The 14,139-nt window shown below is 46.6% G+C and carries 12 protein-coding genes; all 12 read left to right on the top strand.

Annotation, left to right across the window (positions count from 1 at the left end):
• Positions 1-8 precede the first annotated feature (8 nt).
• The 12 genes from DWX43_RS11530 (at position 9) to DWX43_RS11580 (ending at position 14,074) form a co-directional block, all read left to right on the top strand.
• Positions 9-947 (top strand): class II fructose-bisphosphate aldolase, encoded by a 939-nt coding sequence (locus DWX43_RS11530; protein ID WP_118620368.1) that lies wholly within the window; start codon positions 9-11, stop codon positions 945-947.
• A gap of 164 nt (positions 948-1,111) precedes the next feature.
• Positions 1,112-1,279, top strand: a complete 168-nt coding sequence (locus tag DWX43_RS26950) for a hypothetical protein (protein ID WP_181368615.1) — start codon at positions 1,112-1,114, stop codon at positions 1,277-1,279.
• Positions 1,280-1,359: 80 nt separating this feature from the next.
• The gene (locus DWX43_RS11535) at positions 1,360-2,544 is read left to right on the top strand and encodes an aminotransferase class I/II-fold pyridoxal phosphate-dependent enzyme (protein WP_118620369.1); all 1,185 of its coding nucleotides are present in this window, start codon (positions 1,360-1,362) and stop codon (positions 2,542-2,544) included.
• A gap of 1 nt (position 2,545) precedes the next feature.
• Complete coding sequence (locus DWX43_RS11540) at positions 2,546-3,892, top strand: extracellular solute-binding protein (protein ID WP_118620370.1); 1,347 nt, start codon at positions 2,546-2,548, stop codon at positions 3,890-3,892.
• Positions 3,893-4,088: 196 nt separating this feature from the next.
• Positions 4,089-5,444, top strand: a complete 1,356-nt coding sequence (locus DWX43_RS11545; RefSeq protein WP_118620371.1) for an ABC transporter substrate-binding protein — start codon at positions 4,089-4,091, stop codon at positions 5,442-5,444.
• 68 nt (positions 5,445-5,512) lie between these two features.
• Entirely contained in the window at positions 5,513-6,442 is a 930-nt protein-coding gene (locus tag DWX43_RS11550; protein WP_118620372.1) for a sugar ABC transporter permease, read from the top strand.
• Positions 6,443-6,455: 13 nt separating this feature from the next.
• Positions 6,456-7,289, top strand: a complete 834-nt coding sequence (locus DWX43_RS11555; protein ID WP_118620373.1) for a carbohydrate ABC transporter permease — start codon at positions 6,456-6,458, stop codon at positions 7,287-7,289.
• Positions 7,290-7,307: 18 nt separating this feature from the next.
• Entirely contained in the window at positions 7,308-8,609 is a 1,302-nt protein-coding gene (locus DWX43_RS11560) for an alpha-L-fucosidase (protein ID WP_330582246.1), read from the top strand.
• A 9-nt stretch (positions 8,610-8,618) separates the two neighbouring features.
• Entirely contained in the window at positions 8,619-9,938 is a 1,320-nt protein-coding gene (gene melA / locus DWX43_RS11565; RefSeq protein WP_118620375.1) for an alpha-galactosidase, read from the top strand.
• Between the two features lie 49 nt (positions 9,939-9,987).
• Positions 9,988-11,802: a histidine kinase gene (locus DWX43_RS11570; RefSeq protein ID WP_118620376.1), complete on the top strand. Its 1,815-nt coding sequence runs from the start codon at positions 9,988-9,990 to the stop codon at positions 11,800-11,802.
• Positions 11,790-13,025, top strand: a complete 1,236-nt coding sequence (locus DWX43_RS11575) for a response regulator (protein ID WP_118620377.1) — start codon at positions 11,790-11,792, stop codon at positions 13,023-13,025. Before DWX43_RS11570 ends, DWX43_RS11575 begins: the two co-directional genes overlap by 13 nt.
• 11 nt (positions 13,026-13,036) lie before the next feature.
• Positions 13,037-14,074, top strand: coding sequence for an SIS domain-containing protein (locus DWX43_RS11580; protein ID WP_118620378.1), 1,038 nt, complete (start codon positions 13,037-13,039; stop codon positions 14,072-14,074).
• The last annotated feature ends 65 nt before the right edge of the window (positions 14,075-14,139 follow it).

Consider the following 14,139-nt stretch of genomic DNA (forward strand, 5'->3'; position numbering starts at 1 on the left):
GGCTGAATATGTTAGTAAACTTGAATGAAGTATTGATTCCCGCGAAAAGGAATCATTACGCAGTAGGATTATTTAATGCGGTAAATCTGGAGCTGGCAAGAGGAATTATCAGTGCGGCAGAAAGCACAGGTTCCCCTGTAATCATGGGCACGGCCGAGGTGCTGTTCCCTTACGGGCCACTGGAGGAGGTGTCGTATTACCTGATTCCGATGGCAAAGAAGGCGAATGTGCCGGTTGTGATCCATTTGGATCACGGACTGAATAAGGAAACCTGTCTGAAAGCACTGGAACTGGGATTTTCATCCATCATGTATGACTGCTCTACAGATTCTTATGAGGAGAATGTAAGAAAAGTGAGAGAAATGGCAGATATCGCCCACTCCTATGGCGCCACAATCGAGGGTGAACTCGGACATGTGGGGGATAATGAAGGATCTCCGGAGGGAAGTTCACATATGACGGACCCAAAGCAGTTTTATACAGAGCCGGACATGGCAAAAGATTATGTAGGGAAGACTAAAGTAGATGCGTTGGCAATCGCGGTGGGGAATGCACACGGAGCATACAAACTGCCGCCGAAATTAGATTTTGAACGAATCCGGACCATTGCAAAGACTGTGGATGTCCCGTTGGTACTGCATGGAGGATCCGGGCTAACGGATTCTGATTTTAGGCAGGCTATTTCAGAAGGAATCAGCAAGGTAAATATTTTTACGGATATCAATATAGCTGCGGTTGAGGCGGAGTTTAAAAAGTTCACAAGTATGAACAAAGGAATTATCGACTTAATCCCCGCAGCTGTGGGAGCGGTAAAGCAGGAAACAATGAAAAAGATGAAACTGTTCGGCAGTGATAAAAAAGCGGGAGATACATACTTCGGCGGAAAAGCGGATGTGGAACGTCTGGTAAAACTGGTTGCTGAAGAAGTAAAGAGAAGTCTGATGTAACCAGCGGGAACAGTACGACCAGTTCGCCATTCAGGACCGGGATATCTGAACTAATAACACCTTGTCAAGCAGTTACAACCTGTTTGTCATACCCATCATCTTTTCTTATACTGAAATCAGACACATGGAAACAAAGATTTCAAAGAAATGGAGATGAGTTATACATGCTGCAGAAACAGGATTTACAGGCAATTGCAAGATTAATTGATGAAAGGGCGGCGAAGACAGAAGACAAGTTCATAGGCCGTTTGGAAGAGACCGAAGAGTATTTTAACATCAGGCTCGAAGAAATGGAAACTAGATTTGACGCAAAATTCCAGAAGACGGAATAAGGTAGAAAATGACAAGACTACTCCATCCATGCTATAATAAACAATTATGAAGTATCTACACATGAGGAGGCATTTTTGAGATGGAGAGTTTTCGGTTTTCTGACAAGGTAAATGATATACAGCCCGGCATTTTTTCCACTTTGAACCAGAAGAAGCAGGAACTGCTGGCACAGGGACGCACGGTCTATAATCTGTCTGTCGGCACGCCGGATTTTCAGCCCGCAGGACATATTATGCGGGCTATGCAGGAGGCATGTGGGAATCCGGATAATTATAAGTATGCACTGGATGATCTGCCGGAACTGGTCAAGGCCGTCCGGTACCGCTATCAAAAGCGGTTTCAGGTGGAACTGGAGAAAGATGAGATCATGTCTGTCTATGGTTCTCAGGAAGGGATGGCCCATATCGGCCTTGTTTTCTGCAATCCCGGAGATACGATTCTGGTACCGAATCCGGGATATCCGATCTTTGAGATGAGCGGTGTGATGGCCGGGGCCCGGATTGAGACATACAAGATTGAGGAAAAGAACGGATATATGCCAGATCTTAAGAATATACCGGAGGAGGTTCTGGAGAGGGCGAAGTATATGATTGTTTCCTATCCGCTGAATCCGGTTTGCGTCTGTGCGCCTGACGAATTTTATGAGGAGCTCATTTTATTTGCAAAGAAGAATCATATTATCATTCTGCATGACAATGCATACTCGGATATCATTTTTACAAGAACACAGGGAAGGTCCTTTTTATCTTTTGATGGGGCAAGAGAGGTTGGCGTGGAATTCTATTCTCTTTCCAAATCCTATAACCTGACAGGGGCAAGAATATCTTTTGTTGTTGGTAACAGGGAGATCATCAGCAGGTTTAAGGCACTGCGGTCACAGATCGATTATGGTATCTTTCTGCCGGTACAGTATGCTGCCATCGCGGCACTTACGGGGCCGGACGACTTTATCGAGACGCAGAGGCAGGAGTATGCGGCGAGGAATAAGGCTCTTTGCGGCGGCTTAAGGCAGATCGGATGGAATGTCCCGGACAGTCAGGGGACGATGTTTGTGTGGGCAAAAATCCCGGAAGGATATGAGACATCGCTTTCTTTTTGTATGGAGCTTATGGATAAGACCGGACTGATTGTCACGCCGGGAAGTGCATTCGGGAGTGAAGGGGAAGGATATGTGCGGATGGCACTTGTCGTAAATGAAGAGAAGATAGCAGAGCTGCTGCGGGTGTTAAAAGAATCAAATATATTTCAGAAGGACAGGCTGTAGTATGGAGAAAAAGAGATTTCATATAAAACGAAAGCCCATTTCCTTCATAAATGTATTTCTTCTTTTCACAGTCTGTCTGGCACTGACATCCTGCAGCCGGCAGGAGAATAACCCGCCTACGGAACTGACCTTTATTCATGGCTGGGGCGGTGCCGTAAAGACACATGTACTGATGCAGGAGATTTACGATGAGTTTGCTGAAGAGAATCCTGACATTGTTTTAAACAGCCAGCCGTCGTCAGACAGTACCATTGCGGTAGAGAAGGCAAATGATATGCTGGCACTCGACGAAATGCCGAATATCGTAAGCACGAACGGCCAGTCCTATTATGTATCGAATGTAGTGAAGCAGGGGAAGGCTCTTAATCTTGCCCCCTATATCAAAGAGGACCCTGAACTGAAAGCAAGTATCCATCCATCCGTGCTGGAGGTTTGGACGAATGAGGACGGCAGTATCTACACGCTGCCTGATGCCCTTGAGGTCATGGGTTACTGGTATAACAAGCAGTACTTTACAGAGGCCGGAATCGTGGATGAACGCGGGGAAGCGTCCCCGCCGGCAACATGGGATGAATTTTATGAGGCGTGTGAGAAGCTGGAGCAGTGGAACCAGAAAACAGGAACCCTGAAAGGTGTCTATGCTTTGGAAAATGTTCAGGTGGCGGAAAATCTGTTTTTAGCACGCCTTGCAGGAGAGAGTGAGGAAGGGTACCAGATGGCGGGAGGGGTCCCTGATACATTTGATCACGATGCATTCCGCAATACGGTAAAGGATTTTTCAAACCTGTACAGATACTCCAGTGATACAGACAGCATCGATAATGCAAGGCAGTACTTTATAGAGGGGAAGACCGCCATGTATTTTAATGGTGTCTGGGAGAGCGAGATATTTCAGGATTCAAAGAACCGGAAGGATATCGCTTGTGCGGATTATCCGACACGCTCGGGAGAGAGCCTGTCCTATATTTCCCCGTCTTCCGGATATGTGGTTTATGACAGTCCCGATAAAAAGCAGAATGAAGCTTCGGTCAGGTTCCTGAAATATATGCTGGGAAGCGGTGTGCAGACCCGTCTGGCATTGGAGACCGGACAGGCCCCCTCGAATCCAGATGTAGATAATCAGGTAATTGCAAAGGGGTATCCCATGCTTGGCAATGCACTAAAGACTGCACACGACGCCCGGATTCAGATTAAGACGATCAGCTCCGTCTGGTCCAACAGCCATCTCAACCTGATTGCAGGCCACTTAAAAGCTGCCTCCGGAAATGAGGAGGAACGAAATGACCTGATCTTACAGTTAGACAGCCTTCAAAACGACGAAGAAAAGAAAATAAACAGCAGTTATTGAGAAAAAGATGCACTTTTTTTACCGGATATAAGCTACAGAAGCGGAATCCGTAAAAAAAGTGCATCTTTTTTTCGGTTCCTCTGACGTATAGTTGAAAAAGTGCAGGAAACAGAGCGCTTTGTTTATTCTTTTGGCTTACGTGTACTGGTATTATGAAGTCATCAATGACAGACATGAAAAAAGGAGGAAAAAGTTTATGAAGAGAAAGGTATTGAGTATTCTGCTCTGCACAGCAATGTCAGCGGCCCTGTTTACCGGATGCGGAAAGGGGGATTCATCCTCAGATTCAGCTAAGGACTCAGCGGACAAGGGATCAGAACTGCCGACTATCACGTTCACACATGGTTATTATCACGATGAATCCGAATGGGCGGCAGCGGGAGAGATGAGAAAAATTTACGAGGAATTTGCAGAAATGCACAAGGATGAATTTAACTTTGTGATAAAAGCTGATGAATCCGGGGCAGAAGGAATCTATAATACAGCTTTGAACGATTTAAGTGCGGGCGAATTCTATGACATTGCTGATTTTGGCGGTTGGGACATTACGCCGGTGGCTTCGTCAGCAGATGCGATTCTTGACCTGAAGCCTTATCTGGATGATGATGCAGACTTTAAGGCAGGAGCCGGGGTCTGTTATGACCAGAACCTGACAGAAGATGGAAAGATCTATTCCGTAAGGGAACAGATCGAGGGAGTCGGTTTCTGGTATAATGAAGCCTTATTCAAGGAAGCCGGCGCGGCGGTCCCGGGCGACTGGAAGACATGGGACGATTTCAATGTGGCAGTTGATAAACTGGTGGCAGCAGAAATCACCCCGTTTGGTTTAAACGCAGGCTGGCCGACGAACATCCTTTTGGCTGCTTACAATCAAAGGAGTGCAGATTCCAGAGAGTTTTATGAAGGCGGCAGGACAGTGGAAAGCTTTGATCAGGCATCCTTTAAAGATTCCCTCACATTTATCCAGGAAAAAGCATTACAGAAGATTGATGCTGCAAACTTTGGTCCCGGAGGAGATGACGATGAAGCGTACCGCTCCGATTTCTTTGCGGGCAAAACAGCGATGCTGTTTAATGGCGTATGGGATGCAGGCGGGACCATCGACTGTGAGGCCGGAGCAGAAAATATCAGGCCGGCAGTTTTCCCGACAGATGAATCAGGTAAGACAGCGGCACTCTTATCAGGCGGATGCGGTTATGTAGTTTCTTCAAAGCTTGATGAAAAGCAGACCGAAGCGGCAATTGAATTTATTAAATATATGACGAGTCCTGAGATTGCTTCAAGAATCATTGAAAAAGGAATTGGAATGGCTCCGGGCACAAAGGTAGATTACGATGCACTTGCAGAAAAGGTAGAAACCGATGATGCAAAATTATTGGTTGAAGCATGCAGGCTCTGCCAGAATGCAGATTACAAGGCACTGGGACTGGGAAATACATTCGGAGATGCGGAAGGAGAAATCCAGTCCAAATATGCAGGACTGAAAGATGGTTCCAAGACAGCAGATGATGTGGTCAAGGATCTGGATGACTTTTTAGCGGCAGCAGAGTAGGAAAAAAGAGAATATAAACAGAGGGGACGATCTTGGATGGTCCCCTTTTTAAAAGAGGAGGGCGGATCATGAATGCATCAGATACATACCGTACAAAGAAAAAAATCTTCTCAAAGAAAAATGGGTTCATCCTGGCTTTTCTGCTTCCGGGGATTATATTATTCTGTGCAATTTATGCATATCCACTGATTGAGATTTTTGTCACATCATTTTCAAAGTGGAATTATAAGAACTTCCTGCATCCGGAATTTCTAGGATGGGGGCATTTGTTTGACAATTATATTAAGCTGTTCACGATAGACAGAAACTTTCAGGTAGCACTGGTCAACTCAATTAAATGGGTGGTCCTGACGATGGCGGTCCAGATCCCATTCACAGTTCTGGTGGCTCTTGTACTCTCGGGAAAACCAAGAGGATGGAAGTTCACAAGGAATGCATTCATCATTCCGAATATTATATCCACAGCAGCAATTGGTTTGATCTTTTTAAATATTTACAGCCCGTCACGCGGCATAATCACGGAGATCTGTAACTGGTTTTCGCCCGGTTCCAATGTCAGTGTGCTGGCGAATGAAACCTATGCATTCTGGGGTGTCACATTTGCGTTTATTTTATTCGGGGGTTCTTCCTGCCTGCTTTTGATCACGCAGATATTCTCCATAGATTCCAGCATCTATGAAGCAGCCAAAGTAGACGGTGCCAGCACGCTCCAGACAAATCTGAAGATTACACTGCCCCTGATGCGGCCGATGATCGGGACGGTTTCGGTCATGGCAGCCAATTATGGCCTGCTGCTTTACAACGAAATTGCATTGATTACACAGGGCGGGCCCGATAATGCTACATATAGCCTGAGCTATTATATTTATAAGACCGCGCTGGGAAGTACAAAGCTGAACTTTGCCAGAGGCAATACGGCAGGTGTTATACAGTTCCTGCTGGGGCTTTTGCTTGTCGGGATGATTAATAAAGCATTCCGGACAAATCAGTCGGAATAGGAGGAGAGTCTATATGAAAAAGACAGGAACCAGTAAGAAAAAACTTCCATCCCGGATTGGTCAGTATTTCGTGATGATATTTGTTCTGTTTATATCAGTATATCCGATTCTGTGGGTATTTCTTTCTTCCTTCAAGAAAAATCCGGGAGGACTCTCACTCCCTTCAGAATGGGTGTTTGACGGATATATCACGATATTTACGAAGCTGCACATACAGACTTATTTTTTTAACAGCTTTGTCGTAACAATCATATCCACATTTATCAGTGTTCTGATCGTTGCAATGTCCGCATATGTATCGGCCAGAATCGAGTTCAGGCTGAAGGGCATTGTGACCCTGATGTTTACCACAACCCTGTTCATCCCGTCAATCTCCATCAGTTTCCCGATCTATCAGTTCCTTGGGAAACTCGGACTGAAGGATACAAAAACGGGGCTGATCTTCATCTATTCGGGACTCGGGATCGCGGTCACTTATTTCATTCTCCGCAGCTATTTCCTGAGCATCCCAAAGGAGATGGAAGAGGCTGCTAAGATGGATGGGTGCGGATGTGCGGGCACATTTTTCAGGATTATCGTCCCGATTGCAAAGCCCGGCATATCCACAGCGGCAATCATGGCATTTTTAAATAACTGGAATGAATTTTATTTTGCATCGATTCTGCTGAAGAGCAAGGAGAATATGACACTTCCGGCGCTGCTCGGGCAGTTTACGACGGCGTACTCTAAAAATCTGAACGGTATGTTTTCTGCAATTATTGTGGCGGTCGTACCAACTATCATTATATTCTGCCTGCTTTCCGAGACCTTTGTAAAATCTCTGACAGCGGGGGCAGTGAAAGGCTAGGTCAATGAAATGGGAATTATGGAAGAAAGAGAAGAACGGACAAAATGGTTTATGCATGACAGGTTCGGGATGTTTATACACTGGGGCCTGTATGCGATACCCGGAAGGGGGGAATGGGTACAGAGCGATGAGGAAATACCACAGGATCAATATACCTGCTATTTTGATGAGTGGAATCCAAGCAGGTATGACGCGGCTGAGTGGGCGCGGCTCGCAAAGAGGGCCGGTATGAAGTATGCAGTACTGACAACAAAGCACCATGAGGGATTCTGCCTGTGGGACAGCCGGCTTACAGATTTCAAATCTACGAATACGGCATGCGGAAGGGATCTTGTCAGAGAGTTTGTCGATGCATTCCGGGCAGAAGGGCTTAAAATAGGTTTTTATTATTCCCTTCTGGACTGGCACCATCCGGATTATCCGGCCTATGGTGACATGTACCATCCCGACAGGAACCACCTGCAGTATAAAGGAAAATCCCATGACTTCAGTAAATATCTGGACTACATGCACGGCCAGGTCAGGGAACTTCTGACGATGTATGGGAAGATCGACCTGCTCTGGTTTGATTTTTCCTATGAAGGGCACAAAGGGAGTGACTGGAGAGGGGAGGAACTTCTGCACATGGTGCGCTCCCTGCAGCCGGAAATTATTGTAAACGGCAGGCTGGAGGCGAATGGGGAGGATTATGGGTCTGTCATGAGTGATGAACCGGACCTCTATTCGGGAGATTTTGCATGTCCCGAGATGATTATCCCGCCCTGTGGACTGCGTACCCCTTCGGGCAGGGTAATCCCCTGGGAGGCCTGTTTTACACTGAATAATAACTGGGGGTATGCGCCGAATGATAAGCATTATAAGTCGGCTTCCCAGATCATTAAGAAACTGGTAGAATGCACGAGCAAGAACGGAAATATGATTGTAAATGTCTCGCCAAATGCAAAAGGCGAGATTCCGGAAAAACAGGCCGGGATACTGGAACAGGTCGGTGCATGGATGGAAAAAAATGCAGAAAGCATCTACGGTTGCGGTATGTCTGCCTTCGAAAAACCGGAGTGGGGACGTTATACCCAGAATGGGAACAGACTTTATGCCCACATAACGGAAGAGAGTATCGGGGCAGTCGCCCTTCCGGGAGTCAAGGGGAAGGTGAAACGTGCGAGGAGGCTCTCTGACGGTTTTGAAATGCTTATGCTGACCCCTTGGGTGGCAAAAGAGTTCCCGGATTGTGAATTTATGAACTACAGTACCCCGGAATGCTTTTCATTTACAGTGGATGAAAAGACGGACGAGGTCATCGAACTTATATTAAAGGAGTAAATACGGAATATGAAAAAAATTACATTTATCGGTGCAGGAAGCTTTGACTTCACACGAGAGCTTGTTCGGGACATTCTGACCTATGAGGCCTTCGCGGATGCTCATCTCTGCCTGATGGATATCAGCGTGGAACGGCTTTCCTATATTGAGAAAGCATGCAGGAAAATCAAGGCGGCAGGTAATTATCCGGCTGTAATTGAGGCGACAACGGACAGGAAAAAGGCGCTGGAGGGTGCTGACGGGGTGATCATAACAGTGCTGACGGCGGGACCGGACATTTTCAGGACAGATATCGAGATCCCCGGGAAATATGGCGTGGATATCTGCGTCGGGGACACTAGAGGACCGGCGGGCATTTTCCGGTTCCTGCGCAGCGCCCCGGTCCTGCTCGATATCTGCCGTGATATCGAGGCTGTCTGCCCGGATGCCTATGTACTTAATTATACGAACCCAATGGCCCTGAACTGCCGGTACCTTCAGGAAATGACTAATTTAAAGATTACCGGCCTGTGCCACAGTGTCCAGCATACGGCAGCGATGCTGGCCGGCTGGATCGGGGCTGACATGCAGGACATCGAATACCTGTGTGCAGGTATTAACCACATGGCGTTCTATCTGGAATATAAATGGAAGGGAGAGGATGCGTACCCACTGATCAGACAGGCGATGGAACGAAAAGAAGTCTGGGAGGAAGAACTGGTACGCAACGAGCTGTTCCGGCATCTGGATTACTATCCGACGGAAAGTTCCGGACACAACTCAGAATACTACCCCTGGTTCAGGAAGCGTCCGGATTTGATTGAGAAATACTGTACCCATTCCACAGGCTGGAATCCGGGGGAGCATGCCTACATTCTGAAGGAATACTTCCGCAGGCAGGATGAATGGAGGCAGGACATTGGGAAATGGCTGGAGGAGGCCGAACCTGACCTGAAGCGGGGACAAGAGTATGCGGCATGTATCTTCAATGCACTTTTCGGCGACGGGACGCCATTCGAATTCAATGGAAATGTTAGAAATGAAGGCTATCTTGAAAATCTGCCACAGGGATGCTGCGTAGAAGTGCCGGTGACGGCAGACCCAAACGGGCTTCAAGTGCATCCGGTTGGAAAATTGCCTGACCAGCTTGCGGTTATGGTTAATACTGCCGCCAGATGTGAAGAACTGGCAGTAAAGGGCTGTATTGAGAGAGACCGGCGTGCCATCTTCCATAGTATCCTGTTCGATCCATTGACGGCGGCTGTACTGAGTATGGAAGAAATCCAGCGTATGACAGACGAAATGTTCGAGGCAAACCGGGAATATCTCCCCCAGTTCCCGAAAGCATAGCATTTTATGGTATCATAGTATAAAATGACTTCTTAAGGGGCGGAACAATATGGAAGATAACAAGGGAAAGAAGAGGTATTCTCTTCGCAGGAAAATGATACAGTACAATCTGACGGTCACACTCATCTCACTCATTTTGTGCGGTGTCATTTTCGTCGCATCTGTCAGCATCATCGTAGGAGATTACATCCATTCTGACATTAATTTCTTCCTGTCGGCCATATCAGAAACGATGGAGTCAAAGCTGAGTTACTGCGGGGATACAATCACAAGGCTGCGCGGTTCAACACTCCTGATGGATTATCTTGAAAATACAGGAGAACGCAGAACTGAAGAGGATGAAGAGTATGTAAGGCAGATCAGGGCCGAATTTGGCAAACAGGTTTCCATCAGCTCTCAGTCCAGCCTCGGGGCCGGTGTTCCACCGCTGATCAGGCAGGTATATCTCTTTGATCAGGAGGGACAGCATCTAAGCAGCAGCTATTATGCGATGATGTATGCAGAAATTGCCGGAAGTGACAAGACGTTTGAAGGGATATACAGGCAGTATTTGCAGGATATCAGGAAAGGGAACCATTACGGCTATTACCCGGAGGGGGAGGACAGTATTTTCCTTGCATTTCCCGTTTATGATGATGGGATGGAGCGGCAGGGAAGCATCCTGTTTCAGTTGGACCAGTCGGCAATTGAATATATTATGCAGGATATGGGCAAGTATGAAAATTCCTTCTGGGCGTTTTTTGATACGGAAGGAAACTATGTCTATGGTAAGGATGCGGATGCCATTTTAAAGGAAAAGGAGACTATTTTATATACCTACAAAACAGAACCATATAAAGCAAAGGCTGGCGGCAGTTCATACCGCATCTTCAAAAAAGAACTGGGACTAAACCTGCAGGTCGTTTTAGGGATACCGGAAAACCAGTCTTTGATTCTGATGTATAATTCTGTCAAAGTATATGTCATAGTGATTGCACTGATTACAGGGGCGGCTTGTCTGATCTTCGTTTATATGATTTACCGGATGACAAGGCCGCTTAAAGAAGTGACAGATAAGCTTCTTGAAGTAAAGGAAGGAAAGTTTGAGGCAAAACTGCCAGACTATGGAAGTGAAGAGTTCCATGAGATCAGCCAGGTATTCAATGATATGACGGCATATATTGACCATCTGGTGAAACAGGTATATGAGAAACAGCTTTCAATCAAGGATATGGAAATGAAATTCCTGCAGACGCAGATGAATCCCCATTTCATGTTTAATGTACTGAATACCATTGCACTACAGGCGCAGATGGACGGTAACACGGATGTATATAAGATGATCAGTTCCTTCAGCCAGCTGATTCAGGCAAAAATCTACAGGAACAGTTCTGAAAAAGTCCAGATCCGGCAGGAACTGGAATACGTCAATTACTACCTGTATCTGCAGAGCTACAGGTACGGAGACCGGTTGGAGTATGAAATTAAGGTAGAAGATCCCTCACTGGCCGAACTGTACATCCCGAAGCTCTGCATCCAGCTCATCGTTGAGAATGCGGTAGTGCATGGAATCGAGCCGAAGACAGAAAACGGGAAAGTGGAGGTACATATATATGCAGAAGATGAATCGCTGTACATTGATACAACAGATAATGGAATCGGATTTGAAAGTGAGGGAATTATCTCTCTGCCAATTTCTCAGGAAGGGGAAAGTAAAAGCCATAACCATGTGGGGCTGAATAATGCCCACCACATCATAAGACTCATGTATGGAGAGGAATACGGAATCAGAATTTACTCAAAACCGGGAGAAGGCACGAAGGTAAGCATCTGCATTCCTTTCGATGACGGTCAGGACAGGAGGGAGTCACCATGTACAGAGTAATGCTGGCGGACGATGAACCAATTATGCGGAAAGCTCTGCAGTCACTGATAAAATGGGAAGATCTGGACTGCCAGGTCGTGTATACGGCAGCGAATGGAAATGATGTTATGGAGCATCTCGGGGAGATGGCTCCCGATATTCTCGTAACGGATATTCAGATGCCGGGAAAAGACGGAATAGCTCTGGCAGAATACATATGGGAGAATAAGCTCCCGGTCAAAGTCATCATACTGACTGCATTCGCCGATTTTTCGTATGCACAGTCGGCCATTAAGTATAATGTAGTTGAATATGTAACAAAGACCGGTGCATTTGAAGGGCTGATTCAGGCAGTAGAAAACTGCAAGGCTCTGTTAAAGGAAGCCAGGGCGGCAGAAGACCCTGAGGCCAGAAAGGCAAAGGAGGAGAATTTTTTCAAAGGCGTCTTTGACGGAAGTATCTATGAGGATATCCCGAAAAGGTCCCGGGCGCTGGGACTGGAGCTTGATACCTACAGAGTCCTGTTATTTCAGTTTTTGTTGGAAAAAGGGCTGGACCAGAAAAGGAGCCTGCGGATTCAGGACGGACTTTGTAACTTTTTCGCGATGGCCTTTGGAAAAGACCTGATTCAGGGTGTATTTTTAAGAAAAGACCTGTATTGTGCAGTCGTCCGGTGCACAGGGACACACACGGAAGAATGGCTGAAGATCACATGTGCAGAAATCATGGATATGACGGATAATTTTATGGAGCTGTATTCTTATATCGGGACCAGTGGGCTCCAAACCGAGATTGAGATGCTGCCAGAAGCCTATGCGCAGGCGTCAGCGGCACTTAAGCACAGTGCCTGTGAGGACAGCGAAAAAATGGTATTCTATACGGAAAAGCTGGACGAAGAGACAATGGATGCGGTCAATCCGGATACCAGAGAGGCTCTTGTTAAGGCATGTCTGAGCTATATAGAGGAACATTATCAGGAAGGGATTACTGTTTCGGATATTGCGAGGGCAGTGGGCACAAGCGCCAGCTATTTAAGCCGGGTATTCAAGGAGATTACCGGGGCCACAGTCATACAGAGTATGAACCAGAAGAGGCTTGGGAAGGCAAAAAACTATCTGGATACAACGGACATGAAAATTTATGAAATCGCCGATGCGCTCGGATTTGAAAACATAACCTATTTTTCAAGATTTTTTAAAAAACATACCGGAATGTCACCAAAAGAATATAAAGAATGTCACTAGGAGGAACAGACATGTATTTAACAGAACAGGAAATTATGACACAGCATATTGCCTTAGAAAAGACTTATGCCTATCTCAGCGGAATGCAGGAAAAAATCCGTGGATTCTTCAGCACGGCAAAACATAGGAAATTCGTATTCCTTGGCAGCGGTTCCAGCTACATGCTGGCTAAATCGGGACAGCGTATGTTTGCGGCATGCCCGGATACTGCGGCAGCTGCCATATCCGGAGGGGATTATCTGATCAATTCCGTATATTATGGAGAAACGATAAAAGACAGCATCATTATCACACTTTCCCGCTCAGGGCAGACGAGTGAGATTGTAAGAGCTGTGAAATACATAAAGGAACACTATGGCAATCCGGTCATTTCCATATCCATGAAAGACAACAATGATATCATGCCCTATTCTGATTTCAATCTGACTCTGGACTGGTGTTATGACAAAAGTGTATGCCAGACCCGTACAGTAACCAATCTCTATTTATCCCTTCTCATGCTGGCAGCCATATACAGCGGAGATGATGATCTGGAGGTATCAGGCAGGGCGGCGGCAGAACAGAATCAGGCATTTCGTGAGGCTTACCGGCCTGCTTTGAAATCCATAGCTGAAAAGAACTGGGACAATGCAGTGATTCTGGCAGACGGCGCACTCAACGGCATTGCGGAGGAGGGGGCTCTGGCTTTCACAGAGATATCCATGCTGCCGGGCAGGCAGTTTAACCTGTTGGATTACCGTCATGGCCCGATCGTGCTCAGCGATGAAAAGACACTGACCATTGCAGTCCTGAACCCGGGGGCGGAGAGGCTGCAGTCTGCGATGGTGGAAGATCTGAAAAGCCATCACGGCATTCTTATTACGGTATCTGCTGAAACAGAAAACCAATATGGGGCTGACGCACATATCTGTGTGGACGGGACAGGCAGGTTCGAAGCATGGGGGATCCCGCTCATTGGTATGATACAGATGCTGGCATATGAAAAATCACTGCTGCTTGGAAGAAACCCGGACGCCCCGGCCGGGCTGGATGCGTTTATTACCCTTTGATTTGCGGCCAGGTGAAGGATCTTGCTGAATTACTTCGGAGGTGCTATACTGTCAAAAGAAAATAC

The sequence above is a fragment of the Clostridium sp. AF19-22AC genome, assembly GCF_003479085.1.
Taxonomy (GTDB): Bacteria; Bacillota; Clostridia; order Lachnospirales; family Lachnospiraceae; genus Faecalicatena_A; species Faecalicatena_A orotica.